Source organism: Streptomyces sp. NBC_00162 (genome assembly GCF_024611995.1).
Lineage (GTDB): Bacteria > Actinomycetota > Actinomycetes > Streptomycetales > Streptomycetaceae > Streptomyces.
The window spans coordinates 38,936-59,554 of the sequence record NZ_CP102510.1; the positions used below are offsets into that span (position 1 = coordinate 38,936).

Here is a 20,619-nt window from a genome sequence, read left to right on the forward strand (position 1 = left end):
GGGGCCGAGGAGGAACCGCGGTGCAGGAGAGGTCGGAGCGGACCCGCAGGAAGCTGGTGCACGCGGGGGCCGAGATGTTCCACCGCAACGGTTACGCGAACGCGACACTCGGAGGGATCGCCGCGTTCGCCGGAGTGACCAAGGGGGCGCTGTACTTCCACTTCGCCTCCAAGGACGAACTGGCGGAGGCGGTCCAGCTGCGCGGTCGCGCACTGCTGGACGAGTCGGTACGGGAACGGCTCGAAGCCGGGCTCTCTCCGCTGCAGACGCTGGTCGACACCACGCACTGGATGGCCCGCACCCTGCGGGAGGAGTCGGCGATCCCGGCGAGCTTCCGCCTCACCAAGGAGTGCGCGGGCCTTCCCGAGGCCGTCGCCGACTTCCACCAGATCTGGCTCGCGGCGGTCTGCGGGCTGCTGCGTCAGGCCCGCGACGCGGGCGAACTGCGCGCCGAGGGCCGCTGGGAGAGCGTCGAATCGCTGGTCGCCGCCGCGGCCTGCGGGATCGAGGCGATGGCCGGCACCGCGATGCCCTACGCCGAGCTGCAGCGCCGGGTCTCCGGACTGTGGTCGCTGCTGCTGCCGATCCTGGTGCCCGAGGGCGCGGTGGGGGAATGGCGCACCGAAGTGCCGGCGCCCGATCTCCCGGCCCGCCCCGTGGGCGGCGCGCCGGGCCACCGATACCGGACCGTGTGCCACTGAAGGCTTGGAGGAGCAATCGATGACGAACGACCATCCTGCTGACGTGCTGAACGACCTCGTCGGGGTGCTCGGCGACGTCCTGCGGATCAAAGCGGAGAAGATCGATCCCGAGCAGACCTTCCGGACGCTGGGGCTCGACTCCCTGCTGGTCGTGGAGTTCGTGGCCGTCGTCAACAGCCGGTACGGACTGCGGGTGCGGGCGACCGACCTGTACGACTACCCGACTCCGGCGTCCTTCGCCCGGGAGGTCAAGCGGGCGATGAAAAGCGGGGAGGCCCGGCCGGCCGCCACCGTGCTCGCCGGTCCCGGCGCCGACACCGTTCCCGGCGCCGACACCGCTCCCGCAGCCCCCGTCCCCTCCGTCGCTTCTCCCGCTTCCGCCGTGGATCGGGTCCCCGCACCGGAACCCGCACGGGAACCCGCCGGGGCGCCCGCGGCGCAGCAGATCGCGGAGGTGCTGCGCGAGCAGCTCGCGGCGATCCTGTGCTGCGACGCCTGGGACATCGACACCACCGCCCCGTTCAACGTGCTGGGCGTCGACTCCATCGTGGGCGCGGAGTTCATCGCCGTCGTCAACCGCACCTTCGGCATGAAGGAGCGGTCCGTCCTGCTCTACGAACACCCCAACATCGCAGCCATGGCTGCCTACATCGCCGTGCGCACCGGAGCCTTCGGGCACGAGGCCGCCCCCGTCCGGGCGCCCGAGCTCGCCTCCCGTCCGGCGGCCCGGGACGACCTCGACGTCCTGCTGGACGCGGTCCGCGAAGACCGGCTCAGCGTGGACGAGGCGCTCGTGCTGCTCGCCCGCCGCGGCTGAAGCCGTCTCTCACTCCAGAAGGAGCGCGTCCAGATGGACGAGAAGGAAGTCCTGACCCGGTTCAAGAACGGTCATCTGGACCGGGCACAGGCGGCCGCGCTGCTGACGGGCACCGGCGCCGGTGCCCGTACCGCCACGGGTACGGCTGCCCGTAGCGGCGGCACGGTTCCGGTGCCCGTGGCGTTTCCGCGGCCGGACACCGCGCGGGAGCGGGCCGCGGAAGTGCCGTCTCCCACCGAGCGGATCGCCGTGGTCGGGATGGCCGGACGCTACCCGGGTGCGCCCGACCTCGCCTCGTTCTGGCGCCAGGCGCGCGAGGGGCGCGGCAGCGCCGGAGCGCCGCCGTCCGGGCGGCCCGGCGACGAGCGGGGCCACTACCTGGAGCGCGTCCAGGACTTCGACGCCGGGTTCTTCGGGATCGACGTGTCCGAGGCGGCCCTGATCGACCCTCAGGAACGGCTGTTCCTGGAGACGGCGTGGGAAGCGCTCGAGGACGCCGGATGCACCGGCGGCCGCCTGGACGCCCTCACCGCCGCGGACGGGACTCCGCGCAGCGTCGGGGTGTTCACCTGCGCCGGGACCGGGGACTACGCGCTGCTCGCGGCCCGGACCTGGACGCGCGAGCGGCCCGTACGGCTGCCCCGCGGCGGCCACTGGAGCCTGCCCAACCGGTTCTCGGCCCTGGCCGGCCTCACCGGCCCCAGCCAGTCGGTCGACACCGCGGAGTCCTCCGTGCTCGTCGCCCTCCACCTGGCGGCGGCCGCCCTGCGCGCCGGGGAATGCGCCGCCGCGCTCGTGGGCGGAGTCCAGCTGCTGCTGCACCCCTCCAGCCGCCGTCCCGGCGCGGGCGAGGGCGTCGGCGCGCTGCTGCTCAAGCCCCTGGCGCGGGCCCTGGCCGACGGGGACACCGTCCACTGCGTGATCCGCGGCAGCGCCGTCGGCCACACCGCACCGGGCCTCCCGTCCGCCGGACCCGGCCGCGGGTCCCGCGCCGCCGGCGCTGACGAGGAGGCTCCCGGACAGCGGGTGCTGCGCGCCGCGCTGCGGGCGGCCGCGGTGGACGCCTCCACCGTCGCCGTCCGCGAGGACACCGATTCCGTACGGGCGTTCGTGGGCGAGGCCGGGGCCGTGACCGCGGCGGCCGCGCTCACCCGGGCCGTGCTCCAGCTGAGCCACCGGGTCCTGGTGCCCGGTCCGGGCAGGGCCGAGGCGCAGGCCTGGGAGGGCGGGGAGCCGGCGCCCCGCCGGGCGTCGGTCGGGGCGCACGGAGCCGGTGGCTGCGCCGCGCACGTGATCCTCGAGGAGTACCTCCCCGCCGCCGGGTCCGGCGAGGCCGCCGGACCCACGGGGACCGGGCTCACGGGGGCCGACGGAGCCGCCGAGCTGTTCGTGCTGTCCGCGCCCACCCCCGCCCATCTCGTCGCCACCGCACGCCGGTTCGCCGCGCTGCTGCGCGGAGCCGGGCCGGTACCGGCGCTGGGGGTGCTCGCCCGCGCCCTGCGCACCGGGCGCGCCGCCATGGACTGCCGGTTCGCGGCCGTCGTCGCCGGCGCCGCCGAACTCGCGGAGGTCCTGGAGCGGTTCGCCGCGGACGGCGGCCCGTGCGCCGACCTGCGGGACGGCGGCGCGGACCCGCTGGGCATGGGCGTCGTGCCCGAGACGGCCGACTACCTCGCCGCGCTGTGGCGGGCCGGGCACCTGCACCAGGTCAGGAGCCTGTGGCTGTCCGGACTGGACGTCGACTGGGCGGCCCTGGAGCGGGCTCACGGGGCGGGCGCCGTGGCCGTGCCGCTGCCCGCGTCCGCGTTCCTGCGCTCCCCGTTGTGGCTGGGCGGCGAGGAGGAGCGGGCATGACCCTGCTGCCTTCCGGGGCCTCCGGGCCTTCCGGCTCCTCCGGTCTTTCCGGGTCCTCCTGGTCCTCTGGGCCGGACGAGAACGGGCCCGTCCCGATCAACCTGTGGTTCTGTCCCAACGAGGACCTCGCCCCCGGGATCGCCGCCACCCTGGCCTCGTACTGGCTGGACGAGCACGAGCAGGAGGTCGCCGGGCGCTTCCTCTTCGAACGCGACCGCCGCCAGTACCTCGTCGCCCACGCCCTGGTGCGCCGGGTGCTGGCCCTGGAGACCGGCATCCCCGAGGCCGAGGCGATCATCTGGCGCTCCTCGCGCGGGCGGCCGTTCCTCCAGATGCCCACTGGAGGACTGCCGCGCGGCGCCGACACCCTGGACTTCAACCTCTCGCACGCCCACGCGTACAACCTGCTGGGGGTGTCCCGCGAGCACCGCATCGGCGTGGACGTCGAGCGGCTGGACCGGGGCGAACGCGGGCTGGAGAACATCATCGCGACGTTCTCCCCCCAGGAGCAGGACTGGATCGCCCGCGCCGCCCCCGGGCGGCCGCGCGACCGGCGCGCCCTGCGCCTGTGGACGCTGAAGGAGGCGTACTCCAAGGCCCGCGGCCTGGGACTCGCCCTGCCCTTCGACTCCTTCGCCTTCACCCTGGCCGAGGACCAGGGCGTGCTCTCCTTCCGGCCGCCCGCCGACGACTCGGCGCGGCGCTGGCGGTTCCTCGAGGTCGAGCCGGTGCCGGAGGTGCTGGCGGCGGTGGCGGTCGAGGTCGATGTCGCCCACCTGCCGGCGGTCCACCTGCACCACGGATTTCCGTGGGGGCGCGCCGCACCGCGCCGCCTGGTGCTGCCGGAACTCGCCGGAGTGTGAACCGGGTGCGTGAAATCGGCCGTCGCATTGCCGAAAAGACTCCGGGCGGGCGTATATCCGCCGCCGCTGGAATGGCACTGGAGAATATCTCGAGCGAAATTCCGGGCAATGTGGCTTCCTCTCCCATTCGGTCAGAGGCCGGACGGAACTTCCCGGGCCCGTTCGGACAGGAGTGTGAAACGGCGTACGAGTTCGTCCTGTTCGCGGCCGATGGCGTCGATGCGGGCCCGGAGGCGGGCGATTTCCCCGCCCAGGTCCAGCGCGGCCGCGTCGGCGCCCGCGGCGGCCGGGGGCGGTCCGGCGGAGTCCAGCCCCGGCTCCCGGAGCAGGATGGACTCCATCCGGTCCCGCAGGGCCGGCCCGGGCCCGATGCCGATCTCGCTCATCAGCCGCTGCCGGGCCCGCTCGTACACGCCCAGGGCTTCGGACCGGCGGCCGCACCGGTACAGGGCGAGCATCAGCAGGTCGTAGAAGCGCTCCCGGGTGGGATGGGCCGCCGTGAGCCGTTCCAGTTCCCCGGTGACCTCGGCGTGCCGCGCGCCGCGCAGCTTCGCCTCGTAGCACGTCTCCAGGGCGGCCAGCCGGCTCTGCTCCAGCCGCTCCGCCTCCCGTGCGCAGATCTGGCCCCGTCCGCTGCCTTCCAGCGCGGGGCCGCGCCACAGCGCCAGGGCCCGGTCCAGCAGGTCGGCGGCGTGCGCGGGATCGGCCACGACCGCCGCCCGGCCCTGCGCGGAGAGCCGGGTGAAGCGCTGGGCGTCCGTACGGGCGGAGCCGAGCCGCAGCAGGTAGCCGAGGGGGTGCGTGGTGATCAGGGCCTGGCCCGGATCGCCCTCGCCGGCGGGCGCCAGCAGCCGGCGCAGCCGGGCCACATGGGCCTGCAGCGCGTTGGCCGCGCCCGCGGGCGGGCGGTCACCCCACAGTTCGTCGATGAGCCGCTCGGCGGAGAGCACCTCCCCGGCCCGTACGACCAGGGCCGCGAGCAGGGCGCGCTGCTTGGCGCCGGACGGCGTGATCCGGGTGCCCGACCGGTGGTCGTGCACCTCGACGGGGCCCAGGACGCGGAAGTCCAGGCCGTCGCTCCGACTTACGTCCCATTCCATCGGTCACTCCTCCCAGCGATCCGGTGGGAATCGCGGAAAGACCTGTACGGCCGGTCGTTGAATTACGTTCCGGCAGTCATCCCGCAAGGGAATCTAACAGTTTGACTGAAGTGCGCAAACGTCGAAGTTCGAGGTGTGCTCGACAGGCGCTCAAGAAATTGAGGGGTGTTGCCCTGGGTCCCGCTACTGTGCCTCAGTCGAAGGCTTGAAATCGATGGGAACTCGACGACGTGCGGAGGAAACCGTGAAGATTCAGGTTCTGGGTCCGTTGAGTGCCGAAGTCAACGGGGGCTCGATTGTTCCGACGGCCGGCAAGCCGCGCCAGATTCTGGCGCTGCTCGCGCTCTACCCGGGGCGGGTGATGCCCGTACCGACCCTGATGGAGGAGGTGTGGGGCACCGACCTGCCCCAGAGCGCGCTCACCACCCTGCAGACCTACATATTGCAGCTGCGCAGGAGGCTCGGCACCGCCATGGGGCCGGGCGACCCGGGCGGCGCCAAGGAGGTCCTCGCCACGCGGCACGGCGGGTACCTGCTCCAGATCGCCCCGGAGAGCGTGGACGTCCACGAGTACGAGCGACTGGTGGCCGACGGGCAGAGCGCCTTCGAGGAGGGCGACGACGAGCGCACCGCCACCAAGCTGCGGCAGGCGCTGGCACTCTGGCAGGGTCCGGCGCTGGTCGACGTACGCGTGGGACCGATCCTCGAGATCGAGGTCATGCGCCTCGAGGAGAGCCGGCTGGTCACCGTCGAGCGGCGCATCGACGTGGACCTGCGGCTGGGCCGGCACACCGAGCTCATCGCCGAGCTCTCCGAGCTGATCGCCCGGCACCCGCAGCACGAGGGCCTGCACTCGCAGGCGATGGTGGCGCTCTACCGCTCCGGCCGTCAGGCCACCGCGCTCGACGTCTACCGCCGCCTTCGGATGCGCCTCATCGAGGACCTCGGGGTGGAACCCTCCCCGCAGCTCCAGCGCCTGCACCAGGCGATGCTGACGGTGGATCCGGCACTCGACGTGCCGGCCGGCCCGCGCCGGGGATCCACCTTCGACCTGTACGCGGCCTGAGATGCGACACGGGAACGCAGGAACCGCGGACCGGGGCCGAAAGCCCCGGTCCGCGGTGGCGTGACCCGGATCCGGGGAGGGCTCGAGCCGGCCTCGAGTCGGGCTGCGCAGGGTGGGGTGGATATGGCGGGCGAGGAAGGACGGGGCATGGCACGGGAACAGGACGTGCGGCTGGTGTGCTTCGCGCACGCGGGAGCCGGGACCTCGGCCTTCCACCGCTGGAGCGATCTGCTCGGCCCCGGAGTGACCCCAGAGCCCCAGCTGCTGCCGGGCCGTGACGGGCGGCGCCGCGAGGCGCGGGTGACCACCCGCGAGGCGCTCCTCGACGACCTGCGCGACCTGTTCAAGGAGCAGCCGCCCGGACCGTACGTCCTGTACGGGCACAGCCTCGGCGGGCTGATCGCCTACACGCTCACCCGCGCGCTGGACGACGCCGGACTGCCGCTGCCCGAGCTGCTGGTGATAGGCGCCGTGCCGCCGCCCGACGTGTTCGCGGGGGCGGCCTTCGCCGCCGACGCCCCCGACGACGAACTGATGCGCATCCTCGAGAGCTTCGACGGCGTGCCCGCCGGAATCGATCCCGGCGTGTGGCACCGCTTCGTCTTCCCCGTGCTCCGCGACGACCTGCGGCTGGCCGCCTCGCTGCGCGCCGCCGCCCTCGACCCGGTCGCCGGCGGTCCGGTGCCCGTCCCGTTGCTGGCCGTCGCCGGCAGCGAGGACCCGGTGGGACCCCCCGACGTGCTCCGGGGCTGGAGCGAGTGGACGACCGGGCGCTTCGAGTCCCGCACGGTGCCCGGCGGACACTTCTTCGTCCGCGACGGCGAACTGCCGAGACTCCTCGGGCAGGTCTGCCGGACGGTGGGGCGGTCCGGGCGTTGAAACGCGTGGTCATCACCGGTATCGGGGTGGTCGCCCCGGGCGGTGGCGGCACCAAGGGCTTCTGGTCGATGCTGACCTCCGGGCGCTCCGCCACCCGCGCGGTCACCTCCTTCGACGCCCGGCCGCTGCGCTCGCGCGTCGCCGCCGAGATCGACTTCGACCCCCGGGAGCACGGGCTGAGCGCCGGGCAGGCCATGGACCTCGCCCGCGTGACGCAGTTCGCGCTGGCCGGGGCCCGCGAGGCGCTCGCCGACAGCGGGGCGGCTCCGACGCTCGACCCGCTGCGCACCGGGGTCGCCCTGGGCAGCGCGCTCGGCTGCGCCGCCGAGCTGAGCCTGGAGTACGCCGTGGCCAGCCACGTCGGCGCCCGCTGGCTGGTCGACCACACCCGGGCGGTGCCCCACCTGTACGACTACTTCGTACCCGGCTCGCTGGCCGCCGAAGTGGCCCGGGACGCGGGGGCGCAGGGCCCCGTCTCGTTCGTCGCCGGAGGCTGTACGGCCGGCCTGGACTCGCTCGGCCACGGAGCCGAGCTGATCCGCGAGGGCAGCGCGGACGTCGTGCTCGCCGGGGCCGCCGAGGCCCCGATCTCCCCGGCCGTCATGGCCTGTTGCGACATCGTCCGGATCACCTCGCGGCGCAACGCGGAGCCTTCGAGCGCCGCGCGGCCCTTCGACCGGACCCGTGACGGGTTCGTGCTCGGCGAGGGCGCGGGCGTCCTGGTCCTGGAGGAGCGGGAGCGGGCCCGCCGCCGCGGCGCCCGCATCTACGCGGAGCTCTCCGGCTACGCGAGCCGGGCAGCCGCCCAGCACATGACGGGGCTCAGCCCGGACGGCACGGAGCTGGCCGCGGCCATCGGTGCCGCGCTGGAGGAGGCCCGCCTGGACGCGTCCGCCGTCGAGTACGTCAGCGCGCACGGCTCGGGCACCCGGCAGAGCGACCGGCACGAGACCGCGGCCATCAAGCGCGCGCTCGGCCGGCACGCCCGCAACGTGCCCGTCAGCGCGATCGCCTCGATGACCGGATATCCCCTCGGCGCGGTCGGTGCCTTCCAGGCCGCCGCCGGGGCCCTGGCGATCGAGTACGGAACGGTGCCGCCCACCGCACACCTGCGGGTGCCCGACCCGGAGTGCGATCTCGATTTCGTCCCCGGGACCGCCCGTCACCAGCACACGAGCGCGGTGCTGGCCCTAGGCAGCGGATTCGGCGGGTTCCAGAGCGCGCTCGTGCTGACCCGGCCGGAGACCGACTGACCGGACCGGCCGGACCGACCCGCGAGAGAGGGACACCTCCCATGGACCACCCCGATCCGTGCCCCGCCACCGGCGCCGAGACCGAGACCGACGTGTGCGTCGTCGGCGCCGGGCCCGCCGGGCTGGCACTGACCCTCATGCTGCTGCGCTCCGGCGTCCGCGTGACGCTCATCGAGCGTTCCACCGCCCTGCGGCGGGAGTTTCACGGCGAGATCCTCCAGCCGGGCGGCCAGCGCATCCTCGACGAGCTCGGCGTCCTCGGACCGGCGCGGTCCCGCGGTTCGCTCGCCCTGACCGGCTTCCAGGTGCTGGACCGCGACCGGGTGCTTCTCGACATCGACTACGGGCGGCTGCCCGCCCCGTACGACCACCTGCTGGCCCTCCCGCAGCCGCACCTGCTGGCCGGACTCCTGGACGCCTGCCGGGAGCTGCCCGGCTTCACGCACCTGGAGGGCCACCGCGTGTCGGCCCTGCTGGAGAAGCGGCCCGGCAGCCCGTGCACCGGGGTCGTCGCCAGGGGCCCCGACCGGGCGCCCGTCACCGTACGCGCCCTGGCCGTGGTCGGCGCGGACGGACGGTTCTCCAAGACCCGGGCGCTGGCCGGGATCGGGGCCGGGCGCTCGGACTCCTTCGCCCACGACGTGGTGTGGTTCTCGCTGCACGCGCCCGGCCGGGCCACCGGGAAGGTCAGGGTGCACCGGGCCGGCGGCAGCGCTGTCCTGGTCCAGGACAGCCATCCCGACCGGCTGCGGATCGGCTGGACCCTGCCGCACGGCGGATGGAGCCGGCCGGGCCGCGGGATCGAGGACATCCGGCGCGAACTGGCGGGGGTGCTGCCGCAGTTCGCGGACCTGCTGCACGAGCAGCTCACCTCGCTCAACCAGCTCACCCTGCTCGACGTCTTCGCCTCGCACGCCGAGGAGTGGACGCGCGACGGCCTCGTCCTGATCGGGGACAGTGCGCACACGCACGGCCCGATCGGCGCCCAGGGCATCAACCTCGCGCTCCAGGACGCCGCCGCCCTGCATCCCGTGCTCGTGGAGGCGCTGGGCCGGGGTGCGGTCACGGGGGCGGGCCTGGAACCGTACGCCCGGCGCCGGGCGGCCGCGGCCGCGGCGGTCCACCGGATGCAGCGGATGCAGGCGCGCGCGATGTTCGGGGCGGACGGGGCGTTCGCCCGGTTCGCGCTGGCCCGCACCGCCGGGATCGTCACGCGCACCCCCATAGGGGGGAAGATCACGCGCAAGGTCGCGTACGGGACCGATCCGGTGGCCGTGCGCACCGATCTGTTCACCGCGGCGGCGGCGCACCGGCCGGGCTGACCGGGCCGGCCGGGCCGGCCGGGGCTGCCGCGAGGCCCGTCAGCGGAAGCGGGCCTTCGGGTGGTCGGCGACATCGCCGAGCAGCCCGAAGTAGTCGGCGCGCAGCTGCCGGATGCGGGCCTCGGAGAACACGGACGCGTCGTACGTGAACACGCAGTGCGCGGCGCGCTCGTCGTGCCGCAGCATCAGGGTCAGCGGCCGGGCCGCCGGGGCGGGAGCGGAGGTGAACGGCTCGGCGCGCAGCCGGCCGCCCCAGGAGGCCGCGCCCCGCCGGGGCCCGTCGGCGGCCGGGCCGGCGCCGAACTGCACCTCGCCCAGCTGCTCCACCAGCCGCGGCCGGCGCAGCTGCGCGGCGACCGGCTCCAGCGGCACCTCGTGGTGCGCGAAGTCCCATGCGCTGGTGTGCCGGACCCGGTCGACGACCTCGCCGAAGGCGGGCGCGCCGGTCAGGTCGGTCCGCAGCGCCACCGCGTGGGACAGCGGGCCCAGCATGCGCTGCTCCCCGCCCCGCGCGCGCTCGGGGACGGGCCCGCGGACAGTGATGTCCCGCTGGCCCGACCAGCAGGCCAGCAGCAGCTGGAAGGCGGCCAGGCCCACCACCTGCACGCCGGCCCGGTGCCGGCGCGCGGCCTCCGAGATCTTGGCGGACAGCTCCTGCGGCAGCGGGAACGACAGGGCCCGCCCGGCGCCCGGGGTGCGCCCGGGCGCACCCGGCGCGCTCAGGTCCCAGGGCAGGACGGCCGGTTCGGCGCCGTTGAGCCGTTGCAGCCAGTACTCGGTGCTCTCGTCGACGCGTCCCTGCGCCGCGCGCTGCAGCTGCCAGGCGGCGAGGTCGGCGTACTGGGCGGCCGGACGGTCCGCCGGCACGCCGCGGTAGGCGGCAGCGAGTTCCGCGACGAGCCCGCCGAGCGCGGCGGCGTCGGCGATCAGCTCGTGCAGGACGAAGACGGCCACGTGGTCGCCCGGGCCCTGGCGCAGCAGCCGCAGCCGGGCCAGCGGTTCGCGCGCCGGGTCGAACGCCTGCTCCCGCTCCGCCGCGACGGCCGCGGGCACCTGCGACGGCCGGACCTCCGCCAGCGAGATGGGCACGGTCGGACCGGCCTGCGCCGCGACGACCTGGGTGAGCCGGCCCTCGTGCACGAGGTAGCGGCTGCGCAGGATCTCGTGCCGGCCGGCGACGGCTTGCCAGGCGGCCGCCAGGGCGCGGGTGTCCAGGTGTCCCGTCAGCCGGAGCGCCGCCGTCACCACCGGCGGGCGGGCCCGGTGCGGGAGTCCGGCCCAGAGCGCCTCCTGGCTCGGTGAGGCCGCGAAGTACAAGGGGCCGGGACCGGCCGGACGGGGCAGCCGCGCGACGGCGTCCGGCTCCGGCTCGGGTCTGGGTCTGTGCTCGGGATCGGGGTCCGCGACCAGCGCGGCCGGGGTCCCGGCTTCGTCCATGAGTACCGTCGTCACCATCGGTTCAACGCCTCCTCGGCGATCAGCGCCGTGGGGCTCGCCGGCTTCCGGCCCGGCGGGCCGGGCGCGGTACCCCCGGCGGAAGTCCGGGTAGTGCGAGGTCACGCGAACGATAGGCACGGCCGTGGGCACCGGCCCGATTCCTCGAGCGCCCGTCCATCGCACGCGTGGCGGTCGTCGATTCCGGCCACCGCGCGACAACCATCGCGACGTGTCCTGTGGCCCGGCTTGAGTGCGCTTCGAAGCTCCTTCGAGCACGAATGCCGACGGTGGTACCCGACACCCGCAGGAGCCGCCCGCCGGCCCGCCCCCCGGCCCACCGCAAGCCGCCCGGCCCCCGGACCGCCCGACCGTCAGCCGCCCGACCAGTGAGGACAGCCGTGCCGCGATTCACGTATCCCGAACTCCCGCTGGACACCCTGCTGCGCCGGGCCGCCGTCCGCGACCCCGGCGGCTGCGCCATCGCGGCGGGCGCCGACACGGTCACCTTCGCCGAGCTCGACGACCGGGCCGACCGGTACGCGAGCTACCTGGAGCACCGGCTCGGCCGCCGGGGTGCCCGCGTGGGCGTCGCCAACGTCCTGGACGCGGACTTCGCCGCCGCCTACTACGGCACCGTCCGCAGCGGCAACACGGTCGTCCTGGTCAACCCGCTGATCAAGGAGGCGGGGCTGGTCCACGTCTGCGCCACGGCCCGGGTGGAGGTGGCCCTGGTCCCGACGGCGACGGCCGAACTGCTCGTCAAGGCGCGCGAGCAGCTGCCCGCCCTTGCCGAGATCGTCGTGACCGACGCGCCCGACGGGGTGGTGCCCGCGGACACCCTGCCGCTGGCCGTCGTCCTGGACCGGGCGCCCGCCGTCGGGCACGGCCCCGCCGGACTCGGCGCGGGCAGCGCCGACCTGTCCGCCGACGCCTGCATCCAGTTCACGACGGGCACCACGGGCCTGCCCCGCGGAGTCCGCCTCAGCCACCGCAATCTGGTGGCCAACGCCGCCCAGACCGCCGGTGCGCACGGCCTCGGCAGCGACAGCGTGACCCTGAACCACCTGCCGCTCTACCACGTCATGCACCTCAACTCGGCGATCTACGCGGGAGCCCGCCAGGTGCTGTGCTCCGACCCGGCCCCGACGGCCGCGCTCGAGCTGGCCGCCCGCAGCGGAGCCACGCACTTCTACGGGCTTCCGGCCCGCCTGCACCAGCTCGCCGCCGCCGTCCGCCTCGGCGAGGAGGACGGCGCCGGCCGGGCCGCCCCGCCCGCCGGGCTGCGGCTGAAGGCAGTCCTGTCCGGCGGCACGGGGCTGGCCCCCGCCGCCACCCGGCAGCTCCAGGACTGGCTGGGCGTCCCCGTCGTCCAGGGCTACGGGATGGCCGAACTCTCCCCGCTCGCCCACAGCCAGGACCCCGAGCACCCCCTGACCGGCTCGGTCGGTGCCCCCGTGGCGGGCACCCGGTGCCGGATCGTCGACCTCGCCTCCCGGGAGCCGGTCGACGTGTACAGCACCGGCGAGGTCCAGATCCGCGGACCGCAGGTGATGACCGGATACCTCGGCGACGAGGGCCAGGGGCACCTGGACGCCGAGGGCTGGTTCTCCACCGGCGACGTCGGCTACGTCACCCCGGACAACGTGCTCTTCCTCGTGGACCGGATCGGCGACGTCTTCAAGTACGACAACGAACTCGTCTCCCCGACCGCCGTCGAGCGGATCCTCGCCGAGGACCCGCGCGTCGCCGACTGTGTGGTCGTGGGCTGGCCCGACCCCGTCCACGGGGCCCTGGTGTGGGCGGGGATCGTGCTGCGCGAACCGACCGCCCCGGGACTGCTCGACCTCGTCGACTCGATCGTGGTGCGGGCCAACGAGCGGCTCGCGCCGTTCGAGCAGATCCGCCGCGTCGAGGTCGTCGACTCCGTTCCGCGCACGCCCGTCGGCAAGCCGGAGCGCCGCGGTCTGCGCCGAACCCTCCACGAACGGGCGGCCGCCGAGGCCGCCGCCTGATCCCCGAACCGTCCACCGTCTTCGTTCCCCCCGATTTGAGGAGAGACCATGACCACCTTCATCAACAAGCTGACCGTGCAGGGCGACGTCAACGAGTTCCTGGCCGCCAAGGAGCCGATCACGGCCTTCATGAGCTCGCAGCCCGGCCACATCGGCAACCGCACCCTGCGCAACCTGAACGAGCCCGGCGTCTTCGTCGAGGTAGCCCACTGGGACGACCAGGCCGCCCACCAGGCCGCCGTGGGCAGCGAGGAGTTCCGCGCCCTCGTCGCCCCGCTCGCCGCGCTCGCCAAGCCCGAGCCGGGCCTCTACGAGGTGGTCGAGGCGGGCGCCCGCCTGCAGGAGGACGGCACCTACGCCTGATCCCGGACCGTCCCCGCTTTTTTCCACCCCCACCGCTGCCACCCCGATTTGAGGAGAAACCCATCATGGTGACTTTGATCAAGAAGATGACCGTTCTCGGCGACATCAACGAGTTCCTGGCCGCCAAGGACCCGGTCACGGCCCACCTCGCCGCGACGGAGGGCCACGTCGGCAACCGCACGCTGCGCAACCTCGGCCAGCCCGGGCTCTTCATCGAGATCGCCCACTGGAACGACCTCGACCAGTACGAGGCCGCCGTGGGCAGTGCGGAGTTCCTCGCCCTCGCCGCCGTGCTCTCCCCGCTCGTCACGACCGAGGCGGGCCTCTACGAGGTGGTCCCCGTGGGCGCCCGCCTGGACGCGGCCGGTACCTATGCCTGATCAGGCCCAGGACCGGACCGGTGCCCGGGCGCAGACCGAGGCCGCCCAGGTCCTGGTCGTCGGCGCCGGGCCGGTCGGTCTGACGGCCGCCCACGAACTGGCCCGCAGGGGCCTGCGGGTGCGGTTGATCGACGGCGCCGACGGGCCCGCGCGCACCAGCCGCGCGGTGGCCGTGCACCCGCGCACCCTGGAGACCTTCGACCAGATGGGCGTCGTGGCGCCGGTGATCGAGGCCGGGCGCCGCAACCGCGCCTTCACCATGTTCGCCCGCGGGCGCAAGCTGGTGCGGCTGGACGCCGACTACTCCTCCATGCCCACCCGGTACCCGTACACCGTCATCATCGAGCAGACCCGCACCGAGTCGGTGCTGCGCGAGGCCGTGGCCCGGCTCGGCGTCCGCGTCGAATGGGGCGTGCGGCTCACGGACCTCGCCCAGGACCCCTCCGGGGTGCGGGCCCGCCTGGAACGTGCCGACGGCACGCGGGAGGAGTACGAGGTTCCCTGGCTGGTCGGCTGCGACGGCGGCCACAGCACGGTCCGCAAGCAGTTGGAGCTGCCGCTGATCGGCGAGTCCAGCGAGACCTGGGAACTGGCCGACGCGCCGGTGGTCACCGGCCTCGCACAGGACAGCATCTACTGGGTGCACACCGGCCGGCAGGCGATGATGATGGTGCCGTACAGCCGCGAGGGGCACTGGCGGCTGCTGGACACCGCGCCCGCCGGTGACACGGCGGGCAGTACCGCGAGCCGCTTCGGCGCCAAGCTCAGCGCGGGGCTCGGACAGAGCGTGAGCGTGGGCGAGCCGCAGTGGACCTCCGTCTTCACCTTCCAGCAGCGCATGGTGCCGCGGATGCACGAGGGCCGCTGCTTCGTGGCCGGTGACGCCGCGCACGTGCACAGCCCCGCCTCCGGGCAGGGCATGAACACCGGTGTGCAGGAGGCGTACAACCTGGCGTGGAAGCTCGCCCAGGTCGAACAGGGCTGGGCCGGGCGCGAACTGCTCGACACCTACGGCCGGGAGCGCGTACCGGTCGGCAAGGCGCTGCTCGGCAGCACCCGTACGGCCACCTTCCTGGTCCAGTTCAAGAACGTGATGGCCGGGCTGATGCTGCCGGTCGTCTTCGGCGTGGTGCGCAATGTCCCGCCGCTGCGCCGGGCCATCCAGCGCAAGGTGCTCGGCGGCATGTCCGGGCTGCGCCTGGCCTACCCCGAGTCCTCACTGACCACCCCGGACCCCGGCATCGGGACCCCGGCGGGCAGCCGTGCGTCGGCCGCCGCCGCCCGCTTCCCCGGCGACCCGGGCGCGGACGCGCTCCAGGAGGAACTGCGCGACACCCGCTGGTCGCTGCTGTGTGCCGCGGGCGGCCGCGGCGCGGCTCGCCGTGCGGCGGCCGACGCGGCCGCCGAGCACGGCCCGTGGCTGTCGGTACGGACTGTCGGCGGGGCCCCCGGCGAGGGCCCCGGAACGCTGGCCGACCCGGACGGCCGGCTGCGTCAGGCGCTGGGCCTGGTGCCCGGCGGCTGGGTGCTGATCCGGCCCGACGGGTACTTCGCCACCAGTGGCGCCTCGCTGACCGGCGAGATCCTGCGCCGGGCACTGGCCCCGCTGGGCCCTGAGGCCGTACGGGTACGCGAGCCCGTACCGGTACGCGAGCCCGCCGACGTCGTCTGAACCGCCCCCCGACGGTCAGACGGCGCCGGCGAGCGAGGCGGTCAGCCGCGCCGACACCGTGCGCAGCACGGCGGCCGTGTGGTCGCTCAGGTAGAAGTGCCCGCCCGTGAAGACCTCCGAGTGGAAGTCGCCCGTGGTGTGCCGCTGCCAGGCCAGCGCCTCCTCGACGGTGACCTTCGGGTCCGCGTCGCCGGTGAACGCCGTCACCGGGCAGCGCACCGCGGCTCCGGGCCGGTAGACGTGCGTCTCCACGGCCTTGTAGTCGCCGCGGATCGTCGGCAGCAGCATCGCCCGCATCTCGGGGTCGTCCAGCAGCTCGGAGCCCGCCGCCTGGTGGGACTGGATCTCGGCGACCAGCGCCGCGTCACTCACGTCGTGCCAGCGCTCGCCGCGGCTGACCGAGGGGGCCCGGCGGCCCGAGACGAACAGCTCGACGGGCCCCTCCCCCCGCTCCTCGAGGCGCTGGGCGACCTCGAAGCCGAGGACGGCTCCCATGCTGTGCCCGAACAGGGCGAGCGGCTTGTCCCGGTACGCCGAGAGCTCCTCGGTGATCCGGTCGGCGAGGGTGGGGATGTCGTCGATCAACGGCTCCATGCGCCGGTCCTGGCGGCCGGGATACTGCACGGCCAGCACCTCGACCGAGGGCGAAAGCGCCTGGGCGACCGGGAAGTAGAAGCTGGCGGAGCCGCCCGCGTGCGGCAGGCAGAGCAGGCGTACGGCCGCGTCGGGGGCTGAACTGAAGAGGCGGAACCATTCCGGATCGCCGCTGGGCCCGTTCATCTGCTTCTCCGCTCGCCGCTCTTGATCGTTCTTGATCACCCTCGATGACCGGTTCCAGGGTGCAGGTCGGGGCGGCTGCGCGAAACCCCGGACCGGCCGCCACGGCCGCTCGCTCGACGGGACCTCGACCGGATCTCCGGCGCGCCTCCGGCCGTCCGGGAAACCCTGTCGATCAGCGGGTGTCACCGAACCCGCCGTGATCCGTACGACCCGGCCCACCCCCGTCCCGGTCGTACGGCTCGCAGCGCACCGGCCGGCGCGCTGCACCAGATCCGAGGCCGTCGCCCCTCCTGACGAGGACGCGACGGCCTCGGATCGTTGCGTCCGGCGCGCCCGGCCGCCCGGATCCTCGAGAGCCCCTGGAGAGGTCGAGACGGATTCGAGCGGCTCTCCGGTGGATCTTGTCAATCTCGAGAGCCAGGGCGAGAGAGGTTGAGCCGATGACGGGTGACCGAGTGCACCGCAGGACATACGCGGTGGACGTGGCGGCGCCGGCAGGCGTGGTCTACGGGTTGATCGCGGACACCACCCAGTGGCCGCTGTTCGTGCCGCCGAGCATCCATGTCGAACGGCTCGACTTCGACGGGATCCGCGACCGGTTCCAGATGTGGGTCACCGCCAACGGCACGGTCAAGTCCTGGCTGTCGCACCGCACCCTGGACGCACAGGCCCACCGCATCGACTTCCACCAGGAGGTCCCGGCCGGGCCCGCCACGTCCCTGGGCGGCCGCTGGACGGTCGAGGCACAGGGCGCCGCAGGCTCCCGGCTGACGCTGGACCACGAGTTCACCGTCGCCGACGACCGGCCTGAGGACCTGTCCTGGGTGGAACGGGCGACGGACACCAACAGCCGGGCCGAGCTGGCACGGCTGAAGGAGACCGCCGAACGCTGGACCTCCCTGGACTCCCTGCTCCTCTCCTTCGAGGAGTCCGTACGCGTCAAGGGACCGGCCGAACTCGTCTACGACTTCCTCTGCGGCATCGCGGACTGGCCCGGCCAGGTCCCGCACGTCTCGCGCGCCGACGTCGCCGAGGTCCAGCCCGGCGTGCAGCTGGTCCGCATGGAGACCGTGTCCGGACCCGACCCGGCGCAGACCACGGAAGAGGTCCGGATCTGCTTCCCGCACGCCTTGCGGATCGTCCACAAGCAGACCCGGACGCCGCTGCTGCTGGAAGCGCACACCGGGGAATGGTCGGTGATCCCGGACGAGACGGGCGTCACGGCCGTGGCCCGGCACAACGTGCTGCTGCGCGAGGAGGCCGTCGAGGCGGTGCTCGGCCGGGGCGCCGGAATCCAGGACGCGCGCCGCCACGTACGCGAACTCCTCGGCGGGCAGAGCGCCACCGTCCTGAGCCTCGCCAAGCGGCACGCGGAATCCACCATTCGAACCCTCTGAACCGGGAGTTGATCAACACCGTCATGACCACCTCCCTGCACGCCCCGGACACCGCACCGGCCACGGCCGCCACCGCCTCCGCCTCCCACGAGGCGGCGGCGCTGCGCCGGGCCGCCCGGCTGGAGGCCCTCCTCGGCGCCCCCCATGACCCCGCCAACCCGCACGGCATCGCCGCACTGTGCGCCGCCGACTCCCGCGGGGAGCTCCCGGCCGCCACCGAACGGCTGCTGACCGGGACCGGCCTCGCGGCCGAGTTCGTCCCGGCCGAGTTCGGCGGCCGCCTCACCCGCGCCGACCTGCTCGCCAAGGTGCTGCGCCCGGTCTTCCGCCGCGACCTGGCCCTCGGCTTCGGCTTCGGCATCACCTCGCTCTTCGCGAGCGCCGCGGTATGGGCCGCCGGCACCCCCCGCCAGCGCGAGCGGACCGCGGACCTGCTGCTCGGCGGCGGACGGGCCTCGATCGTCCACCACGAACTCGCCCACGCCAACGCCATCCTGCGCGACGAGCTCGTCGCCACCCCGGACCCGCGCGGCGGCTACACGCTCGACGGCCGCAAGAACGTGATCATGAACGCGTCGCGGGCGGGCGCGTACGTGGTCTACGCCCGCACCGCGCCCGAACGCGGCCCCCGCAGCCACTCCGTCCTGCTCCTGGACCCCTCGGAGCTGCCCGCCGACGGCATCCGGAAACTGCCCCGCGTGCCCACCCCCGGCATGCGCGGCGGGATCTTCTCCGGCCTGGAGTTCACCGGGTGCCCGGTCCCCGAGGACGCCCTGGTCGGCAGCCCGGGCGAAGGCGTCTCGCTGGCCCTGCGCACCTTCCAGGTCAACCGCTGCCTCATCCCCGGCGTCGCCATCGCGGCCGCCGACACCGTGCTGCGCTCGGCCGTGCGCGCCGCGTCCACCGGACGCAGCACACCCGTGGCCAAGCGCTGGCACAAGCCGCTCGCCGGGGTCTTCGCCGACCTCCTGGCCTGCGACAGCATGGCCACCGTCGCGCTGCGCTCGCTCAGCCTGCTGCCCGAGCGCGCCCACATCCTGGCCGCGGCCGTCAAGTACGTGGTGCCGGACCTGCTGCGCGAGAGCCTGGAGGAACTGTCCACCGTCCTCGGCGCGCACGGCTACGAACACGGCAGCCCGAGTTACGGATCCGTCGACAAGCTCGTGCGCGACCTGCCGGTCGCGGGCCTCGGCCACGCCGGCACGGCCGCCTGCCACGCCGTCATCGTCCCCCAGCTGCGCAGCCTCGCCGAGCGCTCCTGGTTCCTCGCCGAGGAGCCGCCGCCCGAGCTGTTCCGCAGCGGGGCGACCCTGCCCGTGCTCGACTACCGGCTGCTGGGCATCGCCAGCGGCGAGGACTTCCTGTCCGCCTCGCTCATCGGCTCGGCCGGGCGCCTCGCCGCGACCCGGGGCGTCGGCGGCCAGATGGCCGTCCTCAGCGACCTCGCCGAGGGCTTCGTCAACGAACTGCGCGCGCTGCGCGCCGAGTGCGCGGCCCTGCCCGCCACCCGGGCCGCCCTGACGGATCCCGCCGTCGTGATCCTCAGCGACCGGTACGCCATCGTGCAGGCCGCCGCGGCCGTACTGGGCATCTGGGAGGGGCAGGACGGCGCCGACCCCTTCCTCGCCGACCCGGCCTGGGCGGTCCTCGCGCTGTCCCGGCTCGCCGGGCGGCTGGGCATCGTCGTACCGGACCTGCCCGAGAGCTGTCTTCGCCAGGTGCTGGACGAACTCGTACGCCGCTACCGCGGGGGCCTCAGCTGCGACCTCGACGGCAGTGAGCTGAGCCAGTGAGAGGGAACCAGCGGGGGAACCAGGAGAATCGGAGAGGGAACCACTCCATGCCTCACCAGATCGCACCGGAAGAGCGGACCATCGCACCGCCCATCCACGTCTCCGGGCCCGGCGGGCCCTGGGACACGGTGTGCGAGAACCTCGAACGCGACGGCTACGCCGTCGTGTTCGCCACCTGGGGCGAATGGCTGACCGCGGCCCTCTCGGATCCCGAGCTGCGCCCGCTGCTCGGCCGTGACTGGCAGCGCTACCGGCGGACCGAGAACGCGGCGATGCGCTACTGCTTCGTCGCCTCCCGCATGGTCGTGAAGTACACGGCCGCCGCGGCCTTGAGGACGGGTCCCGCCTCGCTCGACCTCGCGTACAAAATCGGCGGAAGGCCGTACATCCGCGGATTCGACCAGATCGACATCAGCCTGAGCCACACCGACGACCTGATCGTGGTCGGCGTCAGCAGGACGGGACGGATCGGTGTCGACACGGAATCCGCCGGGCGCAAGATCTCCTTCGAGCTGTTCCACGACCACATGTGCACCCCCGCCGAACTCGCGGAGCTCAAGCGCATGTCCCAGGACCGCCAGAGCTCCGAGATGCTCCGGCTGTGGACCCTGAAAGAGGCCTACACCAAGGCGCTGGGGCAGGGACTGCGGCTGGGCTTCACCGAGTTCGGCTTCGGTCTGGAGAGCGGTGACCTGCTCGCCCCGGACGGCTCCCCCGCCTCCCGCGGGGAGTGGGCGTTCGCGACCTACCCGGTGCTCGGCGACCGCTACCTGGTGAGCGTGGCCTGCCACGACACCGGGCTGGACACCGCCCGCGACACCGCCGTCCACACCATGCTCGACGAGGGCTTCATGGGCGCGGTCGAGGAAGGCCTGGCGAGCGCGTGAAGCGGATGAGCAGGCCGTGTCAGCGCCGTGTCAGCGCCGTGTG

At 74.1% G+C, this 20,619-nt stretch carries 18 protein-coding genes; 15 read left to right on the forward strand and 3 right to left on the reverse strand.

Features of this window, described 5'->3' with window-relative positions:
* Positions 1 to 20 precede the first annotated feature (20 nt).
* From JIW86_RS40235 to JIW86_RS40250, 4 genes are read left to right on the forward strand one after another with little or no spacing between them, the layout of a single operon-like run.
* Positions 21 to 701 carry a ScbR family autoregulator-binding transcription factor gene (locus JIW86_RS40235; RefSeq protein ID WP_257559681.1) on the forward strand — a complete coding sequence of 227 codons (681 nt, stop codon included), beginning with the start codon at positions 21 to 23 and terminating at the stop codon, positions 699 to 701.
* A gap of 19 nt (positions 702 to 720) precedes the next feature.
* Entirely contained in the window at positions 721 to 1,518 is a 798-nt protein-coding gene (locus JIW86_RS40240; RefSeq protein WP_257559682.1) for a phosphopantetheine-binding protein, read from the forward strand.
* 33 nt (positions 1,519 to 1,551) lie between these two features.
* Positions 1,552 to 3,372: a polyketide synthase gene (locus tag JIW86_RS40245; protein WP_257559683.1), complete on the forward strand. Its 1,821-nt coding sequence runs from the start codon at positions 1,552 to 1,554 to the stop codon at positions 3,370 to 3,372.
* Positions 3,369 to 4,235: a 4'-phosphopantetheinyl transferase family protein gene (locus JIW86_RS40250; protein WP_257559684.1), complete on the forward strand. Its 867-nt coding sequence runs from the start codon at positions 3,369 to 3,371 to the stop codon at positions 4,233 to 4,235. Before JIW86_RS40245 ends, JIW86_RS40250 begins: the two co-directional genes overlap by 4 nt.
* A gap of 131 nt (positions 4,236 to 4,366) precedes the next feature.
* Here JIW86_RS40250 and JIW86_RS40255 read toward each other — a convergent pair whose 3' ends face one another.
* A complete protein-coding gene (locus tag JIW86_RS40255) occupies positions 4,367 to 5,335 on the reverse strand; it encodes an AfsR/SARP family transcriptional regulator (protein WP_257559685.1) in 969 nt (322 codons plus the stop codon).
* Positions 5,336 to 5,579: 244 nt separating this feature from the next.
* On the opposite strand from JIW86_RS40255, the gene JIW86_RS40260 reads away from it, so the two are divergent.
* From JIW86_RS40260 to JIW86_RS40275, 4 genes are all read left to right on the forward strand, one after another.
* Positions 5,580 to 6,401, forward strand: a complete 822-nt coding sequence (locus JIW86_RS40260; protein WP_257559686.1) for an AfsR/SARP family transcriptional regulator — start codon at positions 5,580 to 5,582, stop codon at positions 6,399 to 6,401.
* A 147-nt stretch (positions 6,402 to 6,548) separates the two neighbouring features.
* Positions 6,549 to 7,280: a thioesterase II family protein gene (locus JIW86_RS40265; protein WP_257559687.1), complete on the forward strand. Its 732-nt coding sequence runs from the start codon at positions 6,549 to 6,551 to the stop codon at positions 7,278 to 7,280.
* On the forward strand, positions 7,277 to 8,533 hold the full coding sequence (locus JIW86_RS40270; RefSeq protein WP_322975632.1) for a beta-ketoacyl-[acyl-carrier-protein] synthase family protein: 1,257 nt from the start codon (positions 7,277 to 7,279) through the stop codon (positions 8,531 to 8,533). The genes JIW86_RS40265 and JIW86_RS40270 overlap by 4 nt, the downstream gene beginning before the upstream one ends.
* Before the next feature lie 41 nt (positions 8,534 to 8,574).
* Entirely contained in the window at positions 8,575 to 9,855 is a 1,281-nt protein-coding gene (locus JIW86_RS40275) for an FAD-dependent monooxygenase (protein ID WP_257559688.1), read from the forward strand.
* Positions 9,856 to 9,894: 39 nt separating this feature from the next.
* Here JIW86_RS40275 and JIW86_RS40280 read toward each other — a convergent pair whose 3' ends face one another.
* Positions 9,895 to 11,310 carry a condensation domain-containing protein gene (locus tag JIW86_RS40280; RefSeq protein WP_257559689.1) on the reverse strand — a complete coding sequence of 472 codons (1,416 nt, stop codon included), beginning with the start codon at positions 11,308 to 11,310 and terminating at the stop codon, positions 9,895 to 9,897.
* Positions 11,311 to 11,690: 380 nt separating this feature from the next.
* Here JIW86_RS40280 and JIW86_RS40285 point away from each other — a divergent pair, with 380 nt between their 5' ends.
* From JIW86_RS40285 to JIW86_RS40300, 4 genes are all read left to right on the forward strand, one after another.
* Positions 11,691 to 13,304: a class I adenylate-forming enzyme family protein gene (locus JIW86_RS40285; protein ID WP_257559690.1), complete on the forward strand. Its 1,614-nt coding sequence runs from the start codon at positions 11,691 to 11,693 to the stop codon at positions 13,302 to 13,304.
* A 48-nt stretch (positions 13,305 to 13,352) separates the two neighbouring features.
* Positions 13,353 to 13,667 carry an antibiotic biosynthesis monooxygenase family protein gene (locus JIW86_RS40290; RefSeq protein WP_257559691.1) on the forward strand — a complete coding sequence of 105 codons (315 nt, stop codon included), beginning with the start codon at positions 13,353 to 13,355 and terminating at the stop codon, positions 13,665 to 13,667.
* Between the two features lie 65 nt (positions 13,668 to 13,732).
* Positions 13,733 to 14,047, forward strand: a complete 315-nt coding sequence (locus JIW86_RS40295; protein ID WP_257559692.1) for an antibiotic biosynthesis monooxygenase family protein — start codon at positions 13,733 to 13,735, stop codon at positions 14,045 to 14,047.
* Complete coding sequence (locus JIW86_RS40300; RefSeq protein ID WP_257559693.1) at positions 14,040 to 15,719, forward strand: FAD-dependent oxidoreductase; 1,680 nt, start codon at positions 14,040 to 14,042, stop codon at positions 15,717 to 15,719. Before JIW86_RS40295 ends, JIW86_RS40300 begins: the two co-directional genes overlap by 8 nt.
* A 15-nt stretch (positions 15,720 to 15,734) precedes the next feature.
* Here JIW86_RS40300 and JIW86_RS40305 read toward each other — a convergent pair whose 3' ends face one another.
* Complete coding sequence (locus JIW86_RS40305) at positions 15,735 to 16,499, reverse strand: thioesterase II family protein (RefSeq protein ID WP_257559694.1); 765 nt, start codon at positions 16,497 to 16,499, stop codon at positions 15,735 to 15,737.
* 440 nt (positions 16,500 to 16,939) lie between these two features.
* Between JIW86_RS40305 and JIW86_RS40310 the strand changes: the two genes are divergently transcribed.
* Genes JIW86_RS40310 through JIW86_RS40320 form a run of 3 tightly spaced genes read left to right on the forward strand, consistent with a single transcriptional unit; the run spans position 16,940 to position 20,576 of the window.
* Positions 16,940 to 17,896, forward strand: coding sequence for an aromatase/cyclase (locus tag JIW86_RS40310; RefSeq protein ID WP_257559695.1), 957 nt, complete (start codon positions 16,940 to 16,942; stop codon positions 17,894 to 17,896).
* A gap of 23 nt (positions 17,897 to 17,919) precedes the next feature.
* On the forward strand, positions 17,920 to 19,689 hold the full coding sequence (locus JIW86_RS40315; RefSeq protein WP_257559696.1) for an acyl-CoA dehydrogenase: 1,770 nt from the start codon (positions 17,920 to 17,922) through the stop codon (positions 19,687 to 19,689).
* A 47-nt stretch (positions 19,690 to 19,736) separates the two neighbouring features.
* A complete protein-coding gene (locus tag JIW86_RS40320; protein WP_257559697.1) occupies positions 19,737 to 20,576 on the forward strand; it encodes a 4'-phosphopantetheinyl transferase family protein in 840 nt (279 codons plus the stop codon).
* The last annotated feature ends 43 nt before the right edge of the window (positions 20,577 to 20,619 follow it).

Bases quoted from the DNA above. Each gene is read 5' to 3' on its own strand.
- JIW86_RS40240 (WP_257559682.1), top strand. From the start codon at position 721: ATGACGAACGACCATCCTGCTGACGTGCTGAACGACCTCGTCGGGGTG.
- JIW86_RS40245 (WP_257559683.1), top strand. From the start codon at position 1,552: ATGGACGAGAAGGAAGTCCTGACCCGGTTCAAGAACGGTCATCTGGAC.
- JIW86_RS40250 (WP_257559684.1), top strand. From the start codon at position 3,369: ATGACCCTGCTGCCTTCCGGGGCCTCCGGGCCTTCCGGCTCCTCCGGT.
- JIW86_RS40255 (WP_257559685.1), bottom strand. From the start codon at position 5,335: ATGGAATGGGACGTAAGTCGGAGCGACGGCCTGGACTTCCGCGTCCTG.
- JIW86_RS40265 (WP_257559687.1), top strand. From the start codon at position 6,549: ATGGCACGGGAACAGGACGTGCGGCTGGTGTGCTTCGCGCACGCGGGA.
- JIW86_RS40275 (WP_257559688.1), top strand. From the start codon at position 8,575: ATGGACCACCCCGATCCGTGCCCCGCCACCGGCGCCGAGACCGAGACC.
- JIW86_RS40280 (WP_257559689.1), bottom strand. From the start codon at position 11,310: ATGGTGACGACGGTACTCATGGACGAAGCCGGGACCCCGGCCGCGCTG.
- JIW86_RS40290 (WP_257559691.1), top strand. From the start codon at position 13,353: ATGACCACCTTCATCAACAAGCTGACCGTGCAGGGCGACGTCAACGAG.
- JIW86_RS40295 (WP_257559692.1), top strand. From the start codon at position 13,733: ATGGTGACTTTGATCAAGAAGATGACCGTTCTCGGCGACATCAACGAG.
- JIW86_RS40300 (WP_257559693.1), top strand. From the start codon at position 14,040: ATGCCTGATCAGGCCCAGGACCGGACCGGTGCCCGGGCGCAGACCGAG.
- JIW86_RS40305 (WP_257559694.1), bottom strand. From the start codon at position 16,499: ATGAACGGGCCCAGCGGCGATCCGGAATGGTTCCGCCTCTTCAGTTCA.
- JIW86_RS40310 (WP_257559695.1), top strand. From the start codon at position 16,940: ATGACGGGTGACCGAGTGCACCGCAGGACATACGCGGTGGACGTGGCG.
- JIW86_RS40315 (WP_257559696.1), top strand. From the start codon at position 17,920: ATGACCACCTCCCTGCACGCCCCGGACACCGCACCGGCCACGGCCGCC.
- JIW86_RS40320 (WP_257559697.1), top strand. From the start codon at position 19,737: ATGCCTCACCAGATCGCACCGGAAGAGCGGACCATCGCACCGCCCATC.